This is a genomic window from Streptomyces sp. MNU89 (genome assembly GCF_020982505.1).
Classification (GTDB): Bacteria; Actinomycetota; Actinomycetes; order Streptomycetales; family Streptomycetaceae; genus Streptomyces; species Streptomyces xinghaiensis.
The window spans coordinates 4,691,302-4,714,361 of record NZ_JAJKLL010000001.1; the positions used below are offsets into that span (position 1 = coordinate 4,691,302).

General features: G+C 74.1%; 17 protein-coding genes and 1 pseudogene. 13 read left to right on the forward strand and 5 right to left on the reverse strand.

Going from position 1 to position 23,060, the window contains the following annotated elements; all coding sequences use genetic code 11:
• The first annotated feature begins 262 nt into the window (after window positions 1-262).
• Window positions 263-1,705, forward strand: coding sequence for an NAD-dependent malic enzyme (locus E4N63_RS20115; RefSeq protein WP_230241356.1), 1,443 nt, complete (start codon window positions 263-265; stop codon window positions 1,703-1,705).
• Window positions 1,706-2,022: 317 nt separating this feature from the next.
• A complete protein-coding gene (locus E4N63_RS20120; RefSeq protein WP_019711607.1) occupies window positions 2,023-2,304 on the forward strand; it encodes an HU family DNA-binding protein in 282 nt (93 codons plus the stop codon).
• 106 nt (window positions 2,305-2,410) lie between these two features.
• Here E4N63_RS20120 and murA read toward each other — a convergent pair whose 3' ends face one another.
• Window positions 2,411-3,751, reverse strand: a complete 1,341-nt coding sequence (gene murA / locus E4N63_RS20125; RefSeq protein ID WP_230241357.1) for a UDP-N-acetylglucosamine 1-carboxyvinyltransferase — start codon at window positions 3,749-3,751, stop codon at window positions 2,411-2,413.
• Window positions 3,752-4,039: 288 nt separating this feature from the next.
• Here murA and E4N63_RS20130 point away from each other — a divergent pair, with 288 nt between their 5' ends.
• The 5 genes from E4N63_RS20130 (at window position 4,040) to E4N63_RS20150 (ending at window position 11,048) form a co-directional block, all read left to right on the forward strand.
• Window positions 4,040-4,618 (forward strand): YqgE/AlgH family protein, encoded by a 579-nt coding sequence (locus tag E4N63_RS20130; RefSeq protein ID WP_019711605.1) that lies wholly within the window; start codon window positions 4,040-4,042, stop codon window positions 4,616-4,618.
• A gap of 189 nt (window positions 4,619-4,807) precedes the next feature.
• Window positions 4,808-5,098 (forward strand): DUF3039 domain-containing protein, encoded by a 291-nt coding sequence (locus E4N63_RS20135; protein ID WP_078650063.1) that lies wholly within the window; start codon window positions 4,808-4,810, stop codon window positions 5,096-5,098.
• Window positions 5,099-5,559: 461 nt separating this feature from the next.
• Window positions 5,560-6,456 carry a xanthine dehydrogenase family protein subunit M gene (locus E4N63_RS20140; RefSeq protein ID WP_043469717.1) on the forward strand — a complete coding sequence of 299 codons (897 nt, stop codon included), beginning with the start codon at window positions 5,560-5,562 and terminating at the stop codon, window positions 6,454-6,456.
• Window positions 6,457-7,834: 1,378 nt separating this feature from the next.
• Window positions 7,835-8,701, forward strand: coding sequence for a (2Fe-2S)-binding protein (locus E4N63_RS20145; protein ID WP_230241358.1), 867 nt, complete (start codon window positions 7,835-7,837; stop codon window positions 8,699-8,701).
• Window position 8,702: 1 nt separating this feature from the next.
• Complete coding sequence (locus tag E4N63_RS20150) at window positions 8,703-11,048, forward strand: xanthine dehydrogenase family protein molybdopterin-binding subunit (RefSeq protein ID WP_125626971.1); 2,346 nt, start codon at window positions 8,703-8,705, stop codon at window positions 11,046-11,048.
• 264 nt (window positions 11,049-11,312) lie between these two features.
• Here E4N63_RS20150 and E4N63_RS20155 read toward each other — a convergent pair whose 3' ends face one another.
• Entirely contained in the window at window positions 11,313-12,194 is an 882-nt protein-coding gene (locus E4N63_RS20155; protein ID WP_230241359.1) for an alpha/beta fold hydrolase, read from the reverse strand.
• 366 nt (window positions 12,195-12,560) lie between these two features.
• Between E4N63_RS20155 and E4N63_RS20160 the strand changes: the two genes are divergently transcribed.
• Together E4N63_RS20160 and E4N63_RS20165 are read left to right on the forward strand one after the other, a co-directional pair.
• Complete coding sequence (locus E4N63_RS20160) at window positions 12,561-14,333, forward strand: MFS transporter (RefSeq protein WP_374112803.1); 1,773 nt, start codon at window positions 12,561-12,563, stop codon at window positions 14,331-14,333.
• A 364-nt stretch (window positions 14,334-14,697) separates the two neighbouring features.
• Window positions 14,698-16,488 carry a DEAD/DEAH box helicase gene (locus tag E4N63_RS20165; protein ID WP_125626005.1) on the forward strand — a complete coding sequence of 597 codons (1,791 nt, stop codon included), beginning with the start codon at window positions 14,698-14,700 and terminating at the stop codon, window positions 16,486-16,488.
• A 62-nt stretch (window positions 16,489-16,550) separates the two neighbouring features.
• Here the strand turns inward: E4N63_RS20165 and E4N63_RS20170 are convergent.
• A pseudogene (locus E4N63_RS20170) lies at window positions 16,551-16,841 on the reverse strand (alpha/beta fold hydrolase); the annotation flags it as partial.
• Between the two features lie 376 nt (window positions 16,842-17,217).
• Between E4N63_RS20170 and E4N63_RS20175 the strand changes: the two are divergent.
• Both E4N63_RS20175 and E4N63_RS20180 read left to right on the forward strand, forming a co-directional pair.
• Window positions 17,218-17,859 (forward strand): IclR family transcriptional regulator, encoded by a 642-nt coding sequence (locus tag E4N63_RS20175; RefSeq protein ID WP_030547190.1) that lies wholly within the window; start codon window positions 17,218-17,220, stop codon window positions 17,857-17,859.
• 245 nt (window positions 17,860-18,104) lie between these two features.
• A complete protein-coding gene (locus tag E4N63_RS20180) occupies window positions 18,105-18,896 on the forward strand; it encodes a S16 family serine protease (protein ID WP_230241360.1) in 792 nt (263 codons plus the stop codon).
• A gap of 27 nt (window positions 18,897-18,923) precedes the next feature.
• Here the strand turns inward: E4N63_RS20180 and E4N63_RS20185 are convergent, their stop codons facing one another.
• Window positions 18,924-19,397 (reverse strand): Lrp/AsnC family transcriptional regulator, encoded by a 474-nt coding sequence (locus E4N63_RS20185; protein WP_125626007.1) that lies wholly within the window; start codon window positions 19,395-19,397, stop codon window positions 18,924-18,926.
• A 145-nt stretch (window positions 19,398-19,542) separates the two neighbouring features.
• Here E4N63_RS20185 and hppD point away from each other — a divergent pair, with 145 nt between their 5' ends.
• Together hppD and E4N63_RS20195 are read left to right on the forward strand one after the other, a co-directional pair.
• Window positions 19,543-20,688, forward strand: a complete 1,146-nt coding sequence (gene hppD / locus E4N63_RS20190) for a 4-hydroxyphenylpyruvate dioxygenase (protein WP_125626008.1) — start codon at window positions 19,543-19,545, stop codon at window positions 20,686-20,688.
• A 142-nt stretch (window positions 20,689-20,830) separates the two neighbouring features.
• A complete protein-coding gene (locus tag E4N63_RS20195) occupies window positions 20,831-22,198 on the forward strand; it encodes an FAD-binding oxidoreductase (RefSeq protein WP_230241361.1) in 1,368 nt (455 codons plus the stop codon).
• 123 nt (window positions 22,199-22,321) lie between these two features.
• On the opposite strand, the gene E4N63_RS20200 is transcribed toward E4N63_RS20195, so the two are convergent.
• Window positions 22,322-22,765 carry an SsgA family sporulation/cell division regulator gene (locus E4N63_RS20200; RefSeq protein WP_125626010.1) on the reverse strand — a complete coding sequence of 148 codons (444 nt, stop codon included), beginning with the start codon at window positions 22,763-22,765 and terminating at the stop codon, window positions 22,322-22,324.
• Window positions 22,766-23,060 lie beyond the last annotated feature (295 nt).

Genomic DNA, 23,060 nt, shown 5'->3' on the forward strand with positions numbered 1-23,060 from the left:
GCAGGGCGTCTCTCCTCCCCGGAGAGGCGCCCTTCGGCGTCCCCGGCGGAAGGCCCGGGCTCGGTTCTCCGGCCCGGGCCTTCCGCCGGGTGCGGTACCGGCCGCGGACCCTCGCACCGACCACATCGTGGAATAATCATTCCAATCCCGGCCTCCAGTTACCGGCTACCGATCGGTAAATGGCACGATCGGGCAGCGCGCCCCGGCCTCCCGCCCTTCTCCGGCGCGCCAGGCGAAACCGGAAAAGCAGAGGAAGTCCGCCATGGCAACGGCGCCCAGCGTCTCCTACTCGATGACGGTCCGGCTGGAGGTTCCCGCGAGCGGGAGCGCCGTCGGCCGGCTCACCACCGCCGTGGAGTCCCACGGCGGATCGGTGATCGGCCTGGACGTCACGGCCTCCGGCCACGAGATGCTGCGCATCGACGTCACCATCGGCGCGACCTCCACGGACCACGCCCAGGAGATCGTCGAGCAGCTCCGGCAGATCGAGGGCGTCACCCTCGGCAAGGTCTCCGACCGTACGTTCCTGATGCACCTCGGCGGCAAGATCGAGATGTCGTCGAAGCACCCCATTCGCAACCGCGACGACCTGTCGATGATCTACACCCCGGGTGTGGCCCGGGTCTGCACGGCCATCGCCGAGAACCCCGAGGACGCCCGCCGCCTCACCAGCAAGCGCAACAGCATCGCCGTCGTCACCGACGGCTCCGCCGTCCTCGGCCTCGGAAACATCGGCCCCATGGCCGCCCTCCCCGTCATGGAGGGCAAGGCGGCCCTCTTCAAGCGCTTCGCGGGCATCGACGCCTGGCCGCTCTGCCTGGACACCCAGGACACCGACACCATCGTCGAGGTCGTCAAGGCCATCGCACCCGGCTTCGCGGGCATCAACCTGGAGGACATCTCCGCCCCCCGCTGCTTCGAGATCGAGGCCCGGCTCCGCGAGGCCCTGGACATCCCCGTCTTCCACGACGACCAGCACGGCACCGCCATCGTCGTCCTCGCCGCCCTCACCAACGCCCTGCGCGTGGTGGGGAAGCGGATGGGCGACGTCCGGGTGGTGATGTCCGGTGCGGGCGCGGCCGGCACGGCCATCCTCAAGCTGCTCCTCGCCGCCGGGGTGAAGCACGCGGTGGTCGCCGACATCCACGGCGTCGTCCACGAGGGCCGCGAGGACCTCGTCGACGTCGACCCGGACTCCCCGCTCTGCTGGGTCGCGAACAACACCAACCCGGAGGGCGTCACCGGCACCCTGCGGGAGGCGGTCCGCGGCGCGGATGTCTTCATCGGTGTCTCCGCCCCCAACGTGCTGACGGGCGAGGACGTGGCCACGATGGCCGACGGCGCGATCGTGTTCGCGCTCGCCAACCCCGACCCGGAGGTGGACCCGGCCGTCGCCCGCCGGACCGCGGCCGTGGTCGCCACCGGCCGCAGCGACTTCCCCAACCAGATCAACAACGTGCTGGTCTTCCCGGGTGTCTTCCGCGGTCTCCTGGACGCCCAGTCGCACCGGGTGGACACGGACATGCTGCTGGCCGCCGCCGGAGCCCTCGCCGACGTCGTCGCCGAGGACGAACTCAACGCGAACTACATCATCCCCAGCGTCTTCAACGACCGGGTCGCCGGCGCCGTCGCGGAAGCCGTCAGCCACGCCGCCAGGACCGTGGGAGCGGCCGGGGCGACTGTGACAGGTGCCACGAAGGGCTAGGGGGCGGCGCGTCGCGGAGCCCCCGGCTCGTACGGCATGCATAGGGTGACGGGCAGCCAAAACTGCCGCAAACGCCCCGAAGCGGCCATGCCGCGCGCCTCCGGGGCGGAACGCGGAGCACCACCACGGTGGAGCGCCGGCGCTCTCCGTGCGACTTCGCAGGGCGCCGGATTGGCTTTAACGCCGCAGGTACGGGCAGGATGCGTAACCGGGCGCGAGGGTCTGCCAGCAGACCCGGGTCCGGGGACTGTCCGAGGGCCCTGGCAGCATCGGCTTCGATCTCACGCCTCATTGGCACGTAGAACACGGGAGTACATATGAACCGCAGTGAGCTGGTGGCCGCTCTGTCCGAGCGCGCCGAGGTGACCCGCAAGGACGCGGACGCCGTCCTCGCCGCGCTCGCCGAGACCGTCGGCGAGGTCGTGGCCAAGGGCGACGAGAAGGTCACCATCCCCGGCTTCCTGACCTTCGAGCGCACCCACCGTGCCGCTCGCACCGCACGCAACCCGCAGACCGGCGACCCGATCGAGATTCCGGCCGGCTACAGCGTGAAGGTCTCCGCCGGTTCCAAGCTCAAGGAAGCCGCCAAGGGCAAGTAGGGACGGCAGCACGGAGGGCGGCCACCCCGGGAGGGGGAGGCCGCCCTTCGCCGTGTCCGGAGCGCCCTCCGGGCCGGGGAGGGCGGTGCCGGGGGTGCTCCGGGGTTCAGTGTTTGCGGGCGCCGTTGGGAAGCTCCACGTCCGCGCCCAGCGCCCGGAGCTTCTCCATGAAGTTCTCGTAGCCGCGGTTGATCAGGTCGATGCCGTGCACCCGGGAGGTGCCCTGCGCCGCCAGGGCCGCGATGAGATACGAGAAGCCACCCCGGAGGTCCGGGATGACCAGGTCGGAGCCCTGCAGCTTGGTCGGGCCGGAGACGACCGCCGAATGCAGGAAGTTCCGCTGGCCGAACCGGCAGGCGGAGCCGCCCAGGCACTCCCGGTAGAGCTGGATGTGGGCACCCATTTGGTTCAGCGCCGAGGTGAAGCCCAGCCGCGACTCGTAGACCGTCTCGTGGACGATGGAGAGCCCGGAGGCCTGTGTGAGCGCGACGACCAGCGGCTGCTGCCAGTCGGTCTGGAAGCCGGGGTGCACGTCCGTCTCCAGCGCGATGGCGTTGAGCGGTCCGCCCGGGTGCCAGAAGCGGATGCCCTCGTCGTCGATCTCGAAGGCGCCGCCGACCTTCCGGTAGGTGTTGAGGAAGGTCATCATCGAGCGCTGCTGGGCGCCGCGCACGTAGATGTTGCCGTCGGTGGCCAGGGCCGCGCTCGCCCAGGAGGCCGCCTCCAGGCGGTCCGGGAGCGCCGCGTGGTTGTAGCCGCCGAGCTTGTCGACACCGGTGATCCGGATCGTCCGGTCGGTGTCCACGGAGATGATGGCGCCCATCTTCTGCAGGACGCAGATGAGGTCCTCGATCTCCGGCTCCACCGCGGCGTTCGACAGTTCGGTGACGCCCTCGGCCAGCACGGCCGTCAGCAGCACCTGCTCCGTCGAGCCGACGGACGGGTAGGGCAGCCGGATCTTGGTGCCGCGCAGCCGCTGCGGGGCCTCCAGATACTGGCCGTCCGCGCGCTTCTCGATCGTCGCGCCGAACTGCCGCAGCACCTGGAAGTGGAAGTCCACCGGCCGGCCGCCGATGTCGCAGCCGCCCAGGCCGGGGATGAAGGCGTGGCCGAGCCGGTGCAGCAGCGGGCCGCAGAAGAGGATCGGGATGCGCGAGGAGCCCGCGTGGGCGTCGATGTCGGCGACGTTGGCGCTCTCGACGTGGGACGGGTCGAGAATCAGCTCGCCGGCCTCGCCGGGGCGGACGGTGACACCGTGCAGCTGGAGCAGCCCCCGCACCACCCTGACGTCACGGATGTCCGGGACATTGCGGAGCCGGCTGGGTTCGCTGCCGAGCAGTGCGGCGACCATGGCCTTGGGCACGAGATTCTTCGCGCCGCGGACACGGATCTCGCCCTCCAGCGGGGTTCCGCCGTGGACAAGCAGGACATCGTCGGTGCCGGTCATGGATCTCGCGTTCCTGGAGTGGGACTGGGACCAAACCCACATGGTAAGCGCCGTCAGGACCCCCGCCGTAGGGCCGGGAGGGGTAGTGCCAGGTCGTCCGCAGGTCATGGGTTTGTCACAACACGTACCGTGCGTCTACCACGTCTCAGCGTCACGAAACGGGCCGGAAACGGGCCCGCGACTCCCGGGCGGGGGCGCGCCCCCGCTGCCGCCGCCCGCCCCGCGGAACCCCGCCCCCGTCGCATTGTGGACTCCCCGAGGGGCCCCTCCGTGCGGGATCATGTCGGCATGACGGAGGTGTCCTCGCTCACCGGGCGGCTGCTGGTCGCGACGCCGGCACTGGCCGACCCCAACTTCGACCGTGCGGTGGTGCTGCTCCTCGACCACGACGAGGAGGGCTCGCTCGGCGTGGTCCTCAACCGGCCGACCCCGGTCGACGTCGTCGACATCCTGGAGAACTGGGCGGATCTGGCCGGTGAACCCGGAGTCGTCTTCCAGGGCGGTCCGGTCTCGCTCGACTCCGCGCTCGGCGTCGCCGTGGTGCCCGGCGAGAGCGCGTCGGCGGTCGGCGGCGGGCCGCTGGGCTGGCGGCGGGTGCACGGCGCGATCGGTCTGGTCGACCTGGAGACCCCGCCCGAACTGCTGGCCGCGGCCGTGGGCAGCCTGCGGATCTTCGCCGGATACGCCGGCTGGGGACCGGGCCAGCTGGAGGACGAACTGGCCGAGGGCGCCTGGTACGTCGTGGAGTCCGAACCGGGTGACGTCTCCTCGCCCGCCCCCGAGCGGCTGTGGCGCTCGGTGCTGCGCCGGCAGCGCAGCGGCCTGGCGATGGTCGCCACCTACCCCGACGACCCGACCCTCAACTGACGGCGCGGTCCGGCCCCGTGACCGCCGGGGCCGGGCGGCGGCCCACGGGCGGGACGAGGGCGGGGCGCGGCCGGTCCTCGCACCGGTCCCGGCCGGGCGAGCGTGCCGTTTCCCGGGGTCGTGCGGCCCGCCGTTTTTCCCGGCGTCGGGCATGGGGCTCTCCGCCCCGTCCCAGTACCCTGGGGACCCATGAGCACTCTTGAGCCCGAGCGCGGGACAGGGACCGGCACCCTTGTAGAGCCGACACCCCAGGTGTCGAACGGCGACGGCGACCACGAGCGCTTCGCCCATTACGTCCAGAAGGACAAGATCATGGCGAGCGCGCTCGACGGCACCCCCGTCGTGGCGCTCTGCGGCAAGGTCTGGGTCCCCGGCCGCGATCCGAAGAAGTACCCGGTCTGTCCCATGTGCAAGGAGATCTACGAATCCATGGGCGCGGGCGGCGACAAGGGCAAGGGCGGCAAGGGCGACGGCAAGTAGCCGGCCCGCCGCCACCACCGGTCCTCCCGCGGCCCGGCGGGCGCCTCGTGCGCGCCCGCCGGGCCGCACGCGCGTCCGCGGGCGGGCGGGACAGCACGGAGTGCCGCCGCGGCGCGGCCCGCTCGCTTCCCCGCCGCGGGCCCCCGCCGGACCCTCGGACGTCCGATCGACCGGCTTGCCCCGATCGTGTGAGCCGCGGGCGAGACGCGAACGTGAGCGGAACGCTCTGGAACCGTTGATCCGATCAAGGCGTTGGCACCGTAAGGTTCCGCGATGAGTGGTAAACCACTCGCGCGGGTGACAGCTCCTGCACGCGGGCCGACGCCTGCCGGAGGCGGGAACCGGCCCTTCGCCGCCCCTCGCGCAGGGGGGCCGCGAAGATGTGCCAGAGTTGCCACGTCCGGGCTGTGAGCACGTACCGTACGGCGGAACAGGCGGGACACCGGGAAGGGGCAGCTGGGTTGACCACGCACGCACCGCAGGCGGCGCGAACGGTGATGCTGCCGTCCTCGCTCGACGAGGCCGTGGCGGCGCTCTCCGCCCTGCCGGCCGCCGTGCCCGTCGCGGGCGGCACGGACCTCATGGCCTCGGTCAACTCCGGCCTGCTGCGCCCCGCGGCACTCGTCGGCCTCGGCCGGATCAACGAGACCCGCGGCTGGCAGTACCAGGACGGCCACGCCCTGCTCGGCGCCGGACTCACCCACGCCCGCATGGGCCGCCCCGACTTCGCCGCCCTCATCCCCGCCCTCGCCGCCGCCGCGCGCGCCGCCGGTCCGCCGCAGATCCGCAACGCCGGCACCCTCGGCGGCAACATCGTCACCGCCGCGCCCACCGGCGACTCCCTGCCCGTGCTGGCGGCCCTGGAGGCCACCCTGATCATCGCCGGGCCGGAGCACGCCCGCCGCGAGATCCCGGTCAGCCATCTCCTCGCGGGCATCGAGATGCTCCGCCCCGGCGAACTCGTCGGCTGGGTGCGGGTGCCGCTGCTGCACGCCCCGCAGACCTTCCTCAAGGCCACCGGCCGCACCGGCCCCGGCCGGGCCACCGCCTCCGTCGCCCTCGTCCTCGACCCCGCCCGCCGCAGCGTCCGCTGCGCCGTCGGCGCCGTCGCGCCCATGCCGCTGCGGCCGCTGGAGGCCGAACGCTGGGTGGCCGGGCTCATCGACTGGGACGGCGAGCGCGGTCTCGCCCCCGAGGCCTGCGCGGCCTTCGGCGAGTACGTCGCGGGCGCCTGCATCCCGGATCCCGCACCGGGCGAGGACGGCTCCGAGGCGCCCGCCCTGCCGCCGGCCGTCCTGCATCTGCGGCGTACGGTGGCCGCACTGGCCCGCCGAGCTCTGGGGAGGGCGCTCGCATGACCAACGACCAGCCGCAGCACCCGCACGGGCCGTACTCCGACGAGGAGGAGCGGCCGTCGGGGGGCTGGCGGCCGACCGCGCAGAGCGGCGAGTACGACTCCGAGGCCACGGCCTTCGTCCAGCTCCCCGAGGGACTGCTCGACCCGTCCGCCGGCCGCGAGCCACTGGCCGCGCCCGGCCAGGGCTACGCGCCGCCGCCCCTGGAGTCCGCGTACGGCGAGCCGCCGGAGGGCGGCCAGTGGACGATGCCGTACACCGATCCGGGCGGCGGGCAGCAGTACCCGTGGCAGCAGCCCCACCAGCAGGCACAGCAGCACGGGTTCGGGCAGGAGCACGAGCAGGGCCACGAACAGGGTTATGAGCCGGGCCACGACCAGGGCGGCCACGGGCAGGGCCGGGAGACCGGCCGGCCCGGGGAGAGCGCGGGTCACGGCGGCGAGCAGCACACCGGCGCCTGGAGGGTGCCGCCGGCGGCCGACGACGCCCCCGACGAGTCCGGGGAGTACCTGGTCGGCGGTGCCGCGGCGCCCGCCCCCGGACCGTGGAGCGCCACCGGCGCCGCTGCGGGCGACCGGTGGGACCGGGGCGGGGCCCCCGGCGGGCAGGACGGGCCCGGCACCGGCGTCGAGCCGGTCCAGGACGGCGGCCCGCAGCACCCGCAGCAGTGGGGCGGGGCGCCGGACGGGCCGCAGGCGCCCGCTCACCGGCACGACCGGCCCGGCAACGCCCCGGCACCGGGCGACACCTGGTCCGACGCCTGGGAACGGCCCGCGCCCGCGGGTGCCCCCGGCCCCGCCCAGGACACCGACGGCGCCTGGGGAACCCCGGGCGGCGGTACGGCCGGTGGCACCGCGGAGGGCCCCGGCGCGGACGTCCCGGACCGGCCGCGCGAGGGCAGTGGCCCGCGCCCGGCGCGCAGGAGGCCGGCCCGGCGGGCCCGGCGGGCGGCCCCGGCCCGTACGGCGGTGACGGCCGTGATGGCGGCGACGGCCGTGACGTCCGCGCGGACGCCGGTACCGCTCCCGGCACCACCGCCCCTTCCGGTGCCGGGGAGAACGCCCCGCAAGCCCCCTCCGGCGACTGGCGCCCCGGAGCCGCGGACGGCACCCCGGCCGGCGGGAACAGCGCGGACCGCACCGGCAACGCCCCCGGACACGACGAAGGGACCCGGGGCGGGGAGCAGGCGCCCGGAGAGCGGCCCGCGGCCGGCCACCCCTCCGGCGGGGGCGGCACCGACGGCGGCACCGGCACCGCGCCGGACGGCCCCGGCGGCCCGACCGGGCCGGAGGAGCGGGACGGGCCCGACGCGCCCCCCGAGATCATCCTCGACGCGCACAGCGAACACCCCTACGCCTCCTACGTCCTGCGGGTCAACGGTATGGATCGCCCCGTCACCGACGCCTGGATCGGTGAGTCCCTGCTCTACGTCCTGCGGGAGCGGCTGGGCCTGGCGGGCGCCAAGGACGGCTGCTCGCAGGGCGAGTGCGGCGCCTGCTCCGTCCAGGTCGACGGCCGGCTCGTCGCCTCCTGCCTGGTGCCGGCCGCGACCACCGCCGGCTCGGAGGTCCGTACCGTCGAAGGGCTGGCCGCGGAGGGCACCCCCTCCGACGTCCAGCGGGCGCTCGTCGCCAACGGCGCCGTGCAGTGCGGTTTCTGTGTGCCCGGTCTGGCGATGACCGTGCACGACCTGCTGGAGGGCAACCACGCCCCGTCCGAGCTGGAGACCCGCCAGGCGCTCTGCGGCAACCTCTGCCGCTGCTCCGGCTACCGGGGTGTGCTCAACGCGGTCCGCGAGGTCGTCACCTCCCGCGCGGAGTCGGCGGACGCCGCGGCGCAGTCGGCGGCCGACGCCGAAGCCGCGGCGGCGGACGCGGAGGCACGGGCCGCCGGGGGGACCGCCCCGGAGCAGGCCGCCGGAGGATATCCCCAGGACGCCTACCCGGGGCCGTCGTACGAGGCGCAGCCCCATGCCGGGCAGCCCTACGACGAGCAGGCCCACGGCCCGGGCGGCCATGGCAACGGCCACGGTGACTACGGCAACGGCACCGGCCACGTCCCCGCGCAGGCCTCGCACGACGGCCCCGCATCCCCATCAGCCGGGCCCGCCCGGCAACGGCACCCCGCCCGGGCTTCGCGTGAACCGCCCGCGCGCCACCCCCGTTCCCCTCTCCCGCGCCCGCGCCCGCCCCCGGCCCGTCCGCGTCCCCACCTCCCCTCTCCCTGCGGCAGCGGAAAGGCAGCGTGAGATGACCGGTCCCGACGCGGCCACCGCGAACCCGGCGGGCCTGACCGCACCCGCCGGTGGCGACGGCTCCACGTTGCACGCCGAGGAGCCGGCACCGCACGGTCTCGGCTCCTCCCTGCCGCCCCACGACGCCTTCCCGAAGACCGCCGGCACCTTCCCGTACGCGGCCGACCTGTGGGCCGAGGGCCTGCTGTGGGCCGCCGTGCTGCGCTCGCCGCACCCGCACGCCAAGATCCTCTCCATCGACACCTCCGGTGCCACCGAGATGCCCGGCGTGCAGGCCGTCATCACGCACGAGGACGTCCCCGGCGACGCCAACCAGGGGCGCAAGGTGGCCGACCGGCCCGTCTTCGCCAAGGACCTGGTTCGCCACCACGGCGAGCCGATCGCCGCCATCGCCGCCGACCATCCGGACACCGCCCGGCTGGCGGCCGCCGCGATCGCCGTCGAGTACGAGGTGCTCGAGCCGGTCACCGATCCCGAGAAGGCGTTCGAGGCCGAACCGCTCCACCCCGACGGCAACCTCATCCGCCACATCCCGCTGCGGTACGGTGACCCGGAGATCGCCGGCGAGGTGATCGTCGAGGGCCTGTACCGGATCGGCCGCCAGGACCCGTCGCCCATCGGCGCGGAAGCCGGACTCGCCGTCCCCCGCCCCGACGGCGGCGTCGAGATCTACACCGCGTCCACCGACCCGCACGCCGACCGCGACCTGGCCGCGGCCTGCTTCGGCCTCCCCCCTGAGCAGGTCAAGGTCGTCGTCACCGGCGTGCCCGGCGCGATGGGCGACCGCGAGGACCCGGGGGTGCAACTGCCGCTCGGGCTGCTGGCGTTGCGCACCGGGCGCCCGGTGAAGATCGCCGTCAACCGCGAGGAGTCCTTCCTCGGCCACGCCCACCGCCACCCCACCCTCCTCCGCTACCGCCACCACGCCGACTCCGAGGGCCGGCTGGTCAAGGTGGAGGCGCAGATCCTGCTGGACGCGGGTGCGTACGCCGAGGCCTCCTCGGAGTCGCTGGCCGCCGCGGTCGCGTTCGCCTGCGGCCCGTACGTCGTGCCGCACGCCTTCGTCGAGGGCTGGGCGGTGCGCACCAACAACCCGCCGTCCGGCCATGTCCGGGGCGAGGGGGCGCTGCAGGTGTGCGCCGCGTACGAGGGCCAGATGGACAAGCTCGCGGCCAAACTGGGCCTGGACCCGGCCGAGCTGCGGATGCGCAATGTGATGGCCACCGGCGACCTGCTGCCCACCGGCCAGACGGTGACCTGCCCGGCTCCGGTGGCCGAACTCCTCCAGGCCGTACGGGACGCGCCGCTGCCCGCGCTCCCCAAGGACACCCCGGAGGTGGACTGGCTGCTGCCCGGCGGCCCCGAGGGAGCCGGCGAGCCGGGCGCGGTCCGGCGCGGCGTCGGCTACGCGCTGGGCATGGTGCACGTCCTGGGCGCGGAGGGGGCGGACGAGGTCTCCACCGCCACGGTCAAGGTCAACGACGGGGTGGCCACGGTCATCTGCGCGGCGGTCGAGACCGGCCAGGGCTTCTCGACGCTGGCCCGCCAGATCGTGCAGGAGACGCTGGGTGTGGACGACGTGCACGTCGCCTCCGTCGACACCGACCAGCCGCCGGCCGGCCCGGCGGCGCACGGCCGCCACACCTGGGTCTCGGGCGGGGCGGTGGAGCGCGCGGCGAAGATGGTCCGCACCCAGCTCCTGCAGCCGCTCGCGCACAAGTTCGGGATGTCCACGGAGCTGCTGTCCATCGCGGACGGCAAGATCACCTCCTATGACGGGGTGCTGAGCACCACCGTCGCGGAGACCCTGGACGGCAAGGAACTGTGGGCGACCGCCCAGTGCCGCCCGCACCCGACCGAACCGCTGGACGGGACGGGACAGGGCGACGCCTTCGTGGGGCTGGTCTTCTGCGCCGTCCGTGCGGTGGTCGACGTCGACATCGAGCTGGGCTCGGTACGGGTCGTGGAGATGGCCGTGGCGCAGGACGTCGGCCGGGTGCTCAACCCGCGCCAGCTGGCGGCCCGGATCGAGGCCGGGGTCACCCAGGGCGTGGGGGCGGCGCTGACGGAGAACCTGCGCACGTCGAAGGGCGTCGTCCGGCGCCCCAACTTCACCGGATATCCGCTGCCGACCGCGCTGGACGTCCCGGACATCCGCATCGTCAAGCTGGTCGAGGAGCGGGACGTGGTGGCGCCGTTCGGAGCCAAGGCGGCCAGCGCGGTGCCGGTGGTGACATCCCCGGCGGCGGTGGCCTCGGCGGTACGGGCGGCGACGGGCCGCCCGGTCAACCGCCTCCCGATCCGCCCGCAGGCGGCGGTCGCGGTGCCGGGCCGGCACTGAGCCCACGGGCGGGGGCGCGGACGGCTGCGTCCCGCTCCCTTCCCGGGCGGGCGCGGTGGGCCGGATCGTGCCCGGGGCGGCGGCGCCTCCGTCGACGGCCCCGCCCGGTGCCTCGTATCCGCCGCCGGCCGGCGGGACGTATCCGCCGGGTCCGGTGGCGGGCCCGGGCCGGTGCCGCGCCCCCTACCTGACATGACCTGAGGTGCCGGCCGCGCTCCCGGAGCGGCCGGCGTGCGTGCCGTGGGCGGCTCCGCTGGGTGCCGGTCACGCGGTGCCGGGCCGGCTCCCGGACAGGAAGTTCTCGACGAGGACGCGGAGTTCGTCCGGTTCATCGAGCCACGGGTAGTGGCCGGAGTTCTTCAGGACGTGGGACCGGGCCCGGGGGAAGGACTCGGCCACCAGTTCGCCGGACCGCAGGCCCGTCACCGCGTCCAGGGCGCCGGTGACCACCAGCACCGGGAAGCCGGTCTCTCCCAGGTGTTCCAGGATCGCCTTCCGGGCCGGTTCGCCCACGCCCTGCCAGAAGCCTGCGCGGGGCACCGGGTTGAGCTGCCCCGGCTCCGTGGCGGCGTGGGTGCGCTGCGGCTCGTCCCAGTGGGCGTACGCCATCGGTGCGGCCCGGAGCAGCAGGTCCCGTACCTCTTCGAAGTCCGCCACCCGCGCGAGCCGTTCGATGGCGGCCGCCGCGTCCGGCCACCACGGTTCGTCGCGCCGGGAGTCGAAGATCTCCCGTGCGTCGTCCGGGAGTTCGCCCTGGAGCCGGGCGCCGGGGCAGAGCAGGACGAGCCGGCTCAGCCGGTCGGGGTGCGCGGCCGCGTAGGCCTGGGCGGTCGCCGTGCCCGCGTCGTGCGCGAGCAGCGCGAACCGTTCCAGACCGAGGTGTTCGCGCAGCGACTCCAGGTCCTCGGCGAGGGCCGGGAAGGCGTAGGCGGACGGGTCGGCCGCGGTGGGGGAGTCCCCGGTGCCGCGCGCGTCGGGGAGGACCAGCGGGCGGTGGGCGTCGAGACCGCCGAGGTTCCCCAGGTACGCGGCGTCGCGCGCGGGGCCGCCCGCGAGGCAGAGCAGGGGCGGGGTCGACGCGCCGTCGCGGCTGTCCAGGACGCGGTAGGCGAGCTCGGTGTCGTCGTACGAGCGGTAGCGGGGCATGTCCTGCGGGTGCCCCGCGACCGGCCGCACACCCCTCGGGGGACGCGGGACCACCCGGGAGGGCGACCGGGTGCCCGGCGGCCCGCCCGGCCTGCCTGCCCGGGCTCCCCGCTCGGTCCCGGCCCGCCCGCCCAACCCGCCCGCCCGGGCTGCCGACCCGGCCCGCACCGCCCGGGCCCGGCCCGGGCCGCCCGCACCGGGGAGGGCGCCGGTTCCTGCCCGTGCACAAGGCCGCCTCCGCTCCGCGCCCGCTCCGGCCCCGCTCCCGGCGCCGGGCCGTCGGGCGTCCGTCCTAGGACGGACGGCCGAGTGCACGACCGACTTTGGACAGGAGCCAGTGTCGGTTGAGCCCCTTACGCTGACGCCATGACCGTTCCGGATCCCGGTGACGGCGTCGACACCGCCGGCGCCGTCGATGCCACCCTCGACCCCACCGCCCCCGCCACCCCGTCCGCCGCCCGGCGCGCCACCCCGTCCGCCGCCACGCGGGTGAAGACGGCCACGGCCGGCAGGGCCGACGCGACGGGAACCGGCGTGACCGGGCAGCCTCCCCCGTCCCCGCCCGCCGGCCGCGGCGGACGAAGCCCGGGCCCGGGCAAGGGGCCGGGGATGGCCGGGCCGGAGCGGGAGACGATCTGGCGCCGGCCCTTCCGTGGGCTCACCCTCGGCATCATCTCGGTGGTCTCCCTCATCGCCTTCGAGGCGAGCGCCGTGCACACCGCCATGCCCGCGGCGGCCCACGCGCTGGACGGCATCCCGCTCTACGCCTACGCCTTCTCCGGCTACTTCACCGCCAGCCTCTTCGCCATGGCCCTCTCCGGCGAGTGGTGCGACCGCAAGGGCCCGCTCGTGCCGCTGTTCACCGGGGTGGCCGCATTCGGCGGCGGCCTGGTGATCTCCGGGGCGGCGCGGGACATGTGGACGTTCGTCGGCGGGCGGGCCGTGCAGGGCATCGGCGGCGGGCTGGTGATCGTCGCGCTGTACGTGGTCGTCGGCCGGGCGTACCCGGAGCGGCTGCGTCCGGCCGTGATGGCGTCGTTCTCCGCCGCCTGGGTGCTGCCCGTGATCGTCGGGCCGCTGGTGGCCGGCACGGTGACCGAGAGCCTGGGCTGGCGCTGGGTGTTCCTGGCCATCCCCGTCCTCGTCCTGCTGCCGCTCACGGTGATGCTGCCCGCCCTGCGGAGGCTGCCGGAGAACGGCGGCCGTACCGCCGCCGTGAACCGGCGCCGCGTGCTGCTCGCCCTCGCCGTCGCCGCCGGGGCGGGGCTGCTGCAGTACGCGGGCCAGGACCGGAGCGCCGCGGCCCTCCTCCCGGCTGCCGCAGGTCTGGCGCTCCTGGTCCCCTCGGTGCTGCGGCTGTTGCCGCGCGGGACGTTCCGCGCGGGCCGTGGGCTGCCGTCGGTGGTGCTGCTGCGCGGGCTCGCGGCCGGGTCCTTCCTCGGGGCGGAAACGTTCGTGCCGCTGATGCTGGTGACCGAGCGGGGGCTGCCGGTGACCCTGGCCGGCTTCGCGCTCACCGGCGGCGGTCTGACCTGGGCCCTCGGCTCGTACACCCAGAGCCGGCCGCGGCTGGAGCCCCACCGGGAGCGGCTGATGCAGCTCGGTATGGCGCTGATGGCCGTCGCCATCGCCGGCCCGGCGCTGGCGCTGCTCGACGGGCTGCCGGGCTGGGCGCCGTGGACGCTGGTCGCCGCCTCGTGGGCGGTCGGCGGCTTCGGCATGGGGCTGACCATCTCCAGCGCCAGCGTGCTCCTGCTCCGGCTCTCCAGGCCGGAGGAGGCGGGCTCCAACTCGGCGTCCCTGCAGGTCTCCGACGCGCTGGGCAACATCGTGCTGGTCGGGCTGAGCGGCATGCTCTTCGTCGGCCTCGGCGGCGGCTCGGTGACGGCCGGGGCGCACACGGCCGGAGTGGCGCGGGGGACCGCGGCCGCGGGCGGTACCGGCCACGCCACGGCGTTCGCCGCCGTCTACCTCACGATGGCGGCCGTCGCCCTGGCCGGCGCCTGGGTCGCCACCCGGCTGAGCCCTCGTCCGGAAGCCCGCACGGAGTCCCGCACGGAGTCCCGCACGGAGTCCCGCACGGAGTCCCGTACGGAGTCCCGTACGGAAGTCCGCGCGGAGTCCGGCGGCTTTCCGTGACCCCATTCGAGCCCGGTCCGTTCATGCCGTGCTGTACGGCCGTGAAACCGCGACTCCGTGAAGAGCCGGTCCTGGCGCTCGAACAGCGGGGGGAGAAGGAGGGGATCAGCCTGCACGCCGTCGTGCTCAGGCGGTCGACAACCACCTCGCCCTGCCCGACCGGCCGTCCGTGGTGCGCAAGACCGCCCAGGACCGGGCAGCCCGGTGGCGTGAGCTGGGGGAGCGGCTCGGATGACGCTCCGTCTGCCACTGTGACCTCTCTCCCACCCGGAGGCGCGACCGGGGCGCTGTGCCGGAGAGCCCGCCGGGCCCCCGATAGGGTGGCCCGGTTGTCGTACGTACCCGAGGGCCCGAACCGGAGACCGTGACTACCACCGCCACCACCTCCCATCACCTCTCGCCCGCCTTCCCGGGCCGTGCCCCGTGGGGTACGGCCGGCAAGCTGCGCGCCTGGCAGCACGGGGCGCTGGAGTCGTACATCCAGAAGCAGCCGCGGGACTTCCTCGCCGTCGCCACCCCCGGCGCCGGCAAGACGACCTTCGCGCTGACCCTCGCCTCCTGGCTGCTGCACCACCATGTCGTCCAGCAGGTGACGGTGGTCGCGCCGACCGAACATCTGAAGAAGCAGTGGGCGGAGGCGGCGGCCCGGGTCGGCATCAAACTCGACCCGGAGTACTCGGCGGGCCCGCTGGGCCGGGAGTACCACGGCGTGGCCGTCACCTACGCGGGCGTCGGCGTCCGCCCGATGCTGCACCGCAACCGCGTCGAGCAGCGCAAGACCCTGGTGATCCTCGACGAGATCCACCACGCCGGCGACTCCAAGTCATGGGGCGAGGCGTGCCAGGAGGCGTTCGAGCCGGCCACCCGGCGGCTGGCCCTCACCGGCACGCCCTTCCGCTCGGACACCAACCCGATCCCGTTCGTGGCCTACGAGGAGGGCCCCGACGGCATCCGCCGCTCCTCCGCCGACTACACCTACGGCTACGGCAACGCGCTCGCCGACGGCGTCGTCCGGCCCGTGATCTTCCTTTCCTACAGCGGCAGCATGCGCTGGCGCACCAAGGCGGGCGACGAGATCGAGGCGCGGCTCGGCGAGCCGATGACCAAGGACGCCGTCTCCCAGGCCTGGCGCACCGCGCTCGACCCGCGCGGCGACTGGATGCCCAACGTCCTGAAGGCCGCCGACCACCGCCTCAGTGAGGTCCGCAAGGCCATCCCGGACGCGGGCGGCCTGGTCATCGCCGCCGACCAGGACTCGGCGCGGGCCTACGCCAAGCTGATCCGCGAGATCACCGGCACGAGCCCGACCGTCGTCCTCTCCGACGACACCGGCGCCTCGCAGCGCATCGACGACTTCAGCCACTCCGAGGACCGCTGGATGGTCGCGGTCCGCATGGTCTCCGAGGGCGTGGACGTGCCACGGCTGGCCGTCGGCGTCTACGCCACGACGATCTCCACCCCGCTGTTCTTCGCGCAGGCCGTCGGCCGGTTCGTCCGCTCCCGTCGGCGCGGCGAGACCGCCTCCGTCTTCCTGCCCACCATCCCGGACCTGCTCGGCTTCGCCAACGAGATGGAGGCCGAACGGGACCACGTCCTCGACCGGCCGAAGAAGGACGGCGAGGAGGACCCGTACGCCGAGGAGGAGAAGCTCCTCCGGGAGGCCGAGAAGGAGCAGGACGAGGACACCGGCGAGCAGGACACCCTGCCCTTCGAGGCCCTGGAGTCGGACGCGGTCTTCGACCGGGTGCTGTACGACGGCGCCGAGTTCGGCATGCAGGCCCACCCCGGCAGCGAGGAGGAGCAGGACTACCTCGGCATCCCCGGGCTGCTGGAGCCGGACCAGGTGCAGATGCTGCTGCAGAAGCGGCAGGCGCGGCAGATCGCGCACAGCCGGAAGAAGCCGGCCGAGGAGGCCGACCTGCTGGAACTCCCGGCGGAGCGGCGGCCGGTGGTCACGCACAAGGAGCTGATGGAGCTGCGGAAGCAGCTCAACGGCCTGGTCGGCGCCTACGTCCACCAGAGCGGCAAGCCGCACGGGGTGATCCACACCGAACTGCGCCGGGTGTGCGGGGGCCCGCCGAGCGCGGAGGCCACGGCGGGGCAGCTCCGGGAGCGGATCAAGAAGGTCCAGGAGTGGGCCACGCGGATGCGCTGAACCGGCGATGCGGCGGGTTCCGGCGCGCTCGGGCGGAGCCCGCTTCGGTCAGGCCGGCTGCGGCTCACCGAGTGCCCCACGAACACGACCTGCCGCAGCTCCGGTTCGCGGCAGATCTCCAGCACGTCCTCCGTGTAGCCGTCCAGGAAGGAGTAGCGCTTCTCGCTCCACGCGGCCGGATCGGATCGTCCGGATCCCACACGGTCGAAGAGGACGACCCGGCAGTGCTCGGCGATCCGCGGTGCCACCAGACGCCACAGGTTCTGGTCGCAGCCGAAGCCGTGGGCGAGCATCACCACGGGTCCGTCGGAACGCCCGGTCACGATGGCGTTGTTCCTGGCGAGCACGCCCATGGCCGCATCCCTCCACCGGTGTCCCGCCTCCGCGGCCCGGCCGGCCGCGCGGGGCCCGCCGGCTCCGGAGGGCCGGTGATCCGGGTTTCCGCCGGACGGGCGGCGAATGCCCTCCGCGGGGCCGGCCGTGCTCCGGTCCGTGCTCCGGGCCGGTCCGGAAGCGGATAAATGGGTACGGGAGTGCCCGGATTCTGGACGGCCTCTTCCGCTGAGCGGGACAGGTCAGTAGCGTTCCGCTCACTCAGACGTGCCGTGGCAACCCCGCCATGGTGCAAGCCGGTGCCAAGCGACCGGCGGCCTCTCCGCGCGCTGCCGCTGGGACCGGCATCGCACCTGCCGTGAGAAGCCGCCGCCACTCACCCGAGGAGGGGGCGTCGTGACCGCGGAGACGTCTCAAACGCTCGACCGAGGACTGAGAGTCCTCAAATTGCTCGCCGATACCGACCACGGACTCACCGTGACCGAGCTGTCCAACAAGCTCGGCGTCAACCGGACCGTGGTCTACCGGCTCCTCGCGACACTGGAGCAGCACGCGCTCGTCCGCCGGGACCTCGGCGGCCGTGCGCGGGTCGGTCTGGGCGTACTGCGCCTGGGCCGCCAGGTGCATCCACTCGTACGGGAGGCCGCGCTGCCCGCGCTGCGCTCCCTCGCCGAGGACATCGGGGCAACCGCCCATCTGACCCTGGTCGACGGCAATGACGCCCTGGCCGTGGCGGTGGTCGAACCGACCTGGACGGATTACCACGTGGCCTACCGGGCCGGGTTCCGTCATCCCCTGGAACAGGGCGCGGCGGGGAGGGCCATCCTCGCCGCCCGGCAGAATCCGGGCACCGACCCCGGTTTCTCGCTCACGCACGGAGAACTCCAGGCGGGCGCGAGCGGGGTCGCCGCCCCGCTGCTCGGGGTGACGGGGGTGGAGGGCAGCGTCGGTGTGGTGATGCTCGCCGACTCGGTGCCGGAGCGGGTCGGCCCGCGGGTCGCGGACGCGGCCCGGGAGGTCTCCGACGCCCTGCGCTGAGCACGGCGGGAGCGTGTGCGACAGCGCGCGTGTGCGATGGCGCGCGTGTGCGACGGCGCGCACGGGCAGTGTGCGGCGCGCACGGACGGTGTGACGCGGCGGGTCCGGGCCGGTGCCCGGACCCGCCGCACGTCTGTGCGCCTCCGTGCCGCGCGTCCGCGCGCTGACGTGCCGCGCCCTCGGCCCGGTGCGGCTCTCGGCAGCCGGGCGGGCCCGGCCGCCCGCCGTCCACTAGATTCACCCCCATGCCCGTCGCTCTCACCCGCCGCTCCCGCGTCCTCGCCGCCTGCGCGGTGCCCGTCGCCGCCCTGCTGGCGGTGGCGGTGTTCGCCCCGCTGCCGTTCAGTCTCGCGGAGCCGGGCCTGACCGCGGACGTGCTCGGCTCGAAGAAGGGCGAGCAGGTGATCACCATCTCCGGTGCCGAGCCCCGGAAGACCACCGGTGAGCTGCGGATGACGACGATCGCCGCGACGGGCCCGGACGCGGCGGTCGGCCTCGACGACGTCGTGGACGGCTGGTTCCGCGCGGACCGGGCGGTCATGCCGCGCGACTCCGTCTACCCGGTCGGTGAGAACACCGACGAGATCGAGGAGTACAACCGGGCCGAGATGCGGGAGTCCCAGGACACGGCCACGGCCGCCGCCCTGGAACACCTCGGCCGCTCCCCGAAGAACGTGAAGGTGACGCTGCGGCTGGCGGACGTCGGGGGCCCGAGCGCCGGTCTGATGTTCGCGCTGGGCATCGTCGACAAGCTCGACGGCGACGGCCGCGGCGGCGATCTGACCGGCGGCCGCACGATCGCCGGCACCGGCACGATCACCGCGGACGGCCGGGTCGGCCCGGTCGGTGGCGTACCGCTCAAGACCCGGGCCGCCAAGCGGGACGGGGCGACGGTCTTCCTGGTGCCGGCGGAGGAGTGCGGGGACGCCCGCGCGGAACTGCCCGAGGGACTTCGGCTGATCCCGGTGACGAGCCTGGAGGGTGCCGTGAAGGCGCTCACGGCCCTGGAACGCGGCGGCCGGGTCCCGCACTGCTGACCCGGCCGGCCCGGCGGCCGCCCGGTCTCAGCCCCGGTCCGCGGCCGCCTGCCGTACCAGCGGGATGATCCGCAGCGGCACCGGGTTCTCCATGACGATCGTCGTGGAGGCCCGCACGATGCCCTCGTAGCCCACCACCAGGTCGATCACCCGCTGCAGGTCCGCGTTGGAGCGGGCCACCAGCCGGCAGAGCATGTCGCCCTCCCCGGTCGTCGTATGCAGCTCCAGCACCTCCGGCACCCGCGCCAGATGCGCCCGCACCTCCGCTCCCTCGCCCTGCTTGATCTCCAGGGTCGCGAAGGCGGTCACGGGATAGCCGAGCGCCGCCGGGTCCACGTCCGGTCCGAAGCCGCGGATCACGCCGCCGGCCCGCAGCCGGTCGAGCCGCGCCTGCACCGTGCCCCGGGCGACGCCCAGCCGGCGCGAGGCCTCCAGGACGCCGATCCGCGGCTCCTCGGCGAGCAGTTCGAGCAGCCGTCCGTCCAGCGCGTCGATTCCCATGGCCCGCCCGCTCCGTTCCCGTCGCCGTCCGCTTCGATGGTCATCCTGTACAGATGGTCCGGCATTATCGCTCTGATGCTGGTCGGGTTGTCCAGTGGGATCGGGAACTATTGCGCACCTTGTGGGTCGCGGAGACGCTGAGCGCATGACTGAGACGATGAACCAGACCCCTGACACGGCCCGGCAGGCCGACCCCTTCCCCGTGAAAGGGATGCACGCCGTCGTCTTCGCCGTCGGCAATGCCAAGCAGGCCGCCCACTACTACTCGACCGCCTTCGGCATGAAGCGCGTGGCCTACTCCGGACCGGAGAACGGCTGCCGCGAGACCGCGAGTTACGTCCTGGAGTCCGGCGGCGCCCGCTTCGTCTTCACCAGCGTCATCAAGCCCGCCACCGAGCGCGGCCGCTTCCTGGCGGAGCACGTGGCCGCCCACGGGGACGGCGTGATCGACCTCGCCCTGGAGGTCCCGGACGTGCGCGCCGCCTACGCCTACGCCGTCGGCCACGGCGCCACCGGCCTGGAGGAGCCGCACGAGGTGAGCGACGAGCACGGCACCGTCGTCCTCGCCGCCATCGCCACCTACGGCGAGACCCGGCACACCCTCGTGCAGCGCGTGGACTACACCGGCCCCTACCTCCCGGGGTTCGTGGCCGCCGGCCCGATCGTCGAACCCCCGGCCAAGCGCCTCTTCCAGGCCATCGACCACTGCGTCGGCAACGTCGAACTCGGGAAGATGAACGACTGGGTGGCGTTCTACAACACCGTCATGGGCTTCACGAACATGAAGGAGTTCGTGGGCGACGACATCGCCACCGAGTACTCCGCCCTGATGTCGAAGGTCGTGGCCGACGGCACCCTCAAGGTGAAGTTCCCGATCAACGAGCCGGCCGTCGCCAAGAAGAAGTCGCAGATCGACGAGTATCTGGAGTTCTACGGCGGCGCGGGCGTCCAGCACATCGCCCTGGCCACCAACGACATCGTGGCCACCGTGCGGGCCATGCGGGCCGCCGGGGTGGAGTTCCTCGACACCCCCGACTCGTACTACGACACCCTCGGCGAGTGGGCCGGCGAGACCCGCGTGCCCGTGGATGTCCTGCGCGAGCTGAAGATCCTGGTGGACCGGGACGAGGACGGCTACCTGCTGCAGATCTTCACCAAGCCGGTCCAGGACCGCCCGACGGTCTTCTTCGAGATGATCGAGCGCCACGGCTCCATGGGCTTCGGCAAGGGCAACTTCAAGGCGCTCTTCGAGGCGATCGAGCGGGAGCAGGCCAAGCGCGGCAACCTCTGAGACCGGGGGCGCGGCCGGGCCGGGCCGGGCCGCGCCGCCTCCGGGCCGGGCGGCACCGCGCCGCCGCCCGGCCCCCTGCCGGCCCCGCACCCGGCCGTCCGCGGATCTTCCCAGGCGGACGGCCGGCTGCCACCCTGTGCCCATGAGCCGCCTGATCGAACGCCTGCGCGGAGGACTGCCGGACGAGGCCCTCGTCACCGACCCGGATGTCACCGCCGGATACGCCCATGACCACGCGAGCTTCTGCCCCGCCGGCACCCCGGCCGTGGTCGTCCTGCCCCGGACCGTCGAACAGGTGCGGCACGTGATGCGCACCGCGACCGAACTGCGCGTCCCCGTCGTCCCCCAGGGCGGCCGCTCCGGGCTCTCCGGCGCCGCCAACGCCACGGACGGCTGCATCGTCCTCTCCCTGGTCAGGATGGACCGCATCCTGGCGATCGACCCCGTCGAACGGACCGCCGTCGTCGAACCCGGCGTGATCAACGCCGTGCTCTCCCGCGCCGTCGCCGAACGGGGCCTGTACTACCCGCCGGATCCCTCCAGCTGGGAGATGTGCACCATCGGCGGCAACATCGGCACCGGCGCCGGGGGGCTGTGCTGCGTCAAGTACGGCGTCACCGCCGAGTACGTCCTCGGCCTGGACGTCGTCCTCGCCGACGGCCGGCTGCTCCGCACCGGGCGCTCCACCGCCAAGGGCGTCGCCGGCTACGACCTGACCCGGCTCTTCGTCGGCTCCGAGGGCAGCCTCGGCATCGTCGTCCGGGCCGTGCTCGCGCTCAAGCCGCACCCGCCGCGGCAGCTCGTCCTCGCCGCCGAGTTCCCCTCCGCTGCGGCCGCCGGTGACGCCGTCTGCCGGATCATGGAGGACGGGCACACCCCCGCGCTGCTGGAGCTCATGGACCGCACCACGCTCCGGGCCGTCAACAAACTGGCGAACATGGGCCTCCCGGAGTCCACCGAGGCCCTGCTGCTGGCCGGCTTCGACACCCCCGACCCGGCGGCCGACCTCGCCGCCGTGGCCGGACTCTGCGCCGCGGCCGGGGCCACGGAGGTCGTCCCCGCCTCCGACGCGGCCGAGTCCGAACTGCTGCTCAAGGCCCGGCGCCTGGCCATCCACGCCCTGGAGTCCATCCGCTCCGCGACGATGATCGACGACGTCTGCGTGCCCCGCGCCCGGCTCGCCGACATGCTGGAGGGCACCGCGGCCGTCGCCGCGAAGCACGATCTCGTCATCGGGGTGTGCGCGCACGCGGGGGACGGCAACACCCACCCGGTCGTCTGCTTCGACCCGCAGGACGCCGACGAGTCCCGCCGCGCCCTCGCCTCCTTCGACGAGATCATGGCCCTCGGACTGGAGCTGGGCGGCACGATCACCGGCGAACACGGGGTCGGTGTCCTCAAGAAGGAGTGGCTCGCCCGGGAGATCGGCCCCGTGGGGCTGGAACTCCAGCGCGGGATCAAGGAGTTGTTCGACCCGCTCGGTCTGCTCAACCCCGGCAAGCTGTTCTGACGGCGCCCGCACGGCTCCCGCGGGGCCGGTCACGCGGGAGCGCACGGGGGAGCGCACGGGGGTGCGAGCCCGTGCGCCGGGGCGCGAGCATGCGCGGACGGGAGGGGCGGCCGCCGGGGCCGGTCACGCCGCCCCGTCGGAGCTCTCGTCGGACGGCGCCACCGCCAGCAGCTCGCTCAACGCCTCGTCGAACGCCACCTGTTCGAGCTCCTTTCCCGGCTCCACCAGCCGCAGGGTCCGCTCCAGCCAGGCGGACACCGGCGCCGCGGGAGCCTGCAGCAGCGCCTCCCCGTCGGGGGAGCGCAGGGCCAGGCGGATCACCGCGTGCCCGTCGGCCCTCCCCGGCCGGATCCGCACATCGCCCTCGCCGACCGGCCGAAAGACCCCCTCCACCAGCAGCTCCCGCGCGAACGTCCAGTGGACGGGCGCCTCGGAGCCGATGTGGAAGGTGATGTGGACCGCGTACGGATCGTCCGTGCGGTAGACCAGCCGGGCGGGCACGGGGATGCTGCGCTCCGGTGTGAGCAGCAGGCCGAGTTCCAGTTCTCTCTCCACCACGGTGTGCATTGAACTGCCGTCCTTTCCCTTCGGTGCGGCGGCCGGGCGCGGGCCGCACGGAGCGGAAGCCCGTTCTCACCGTTCAGTACGCGGCTTCCCGGAAAACTCTCGGAGATCCTCACCGGATGTGCCGGTCTCTCGCGCACACACATACGCGAAAGTGGTGCGTACCCCGGGACTCGCCCGGCAGGCCTCCCGTTCTGGTACATGTGGACACCGCACCGGGCCCGGGTCGTGAACGGGCGGTCCCGGGGCGACGTACACCACTCCGCGCCCGCCGCGGAGAGCCACCGCACAGACGGCC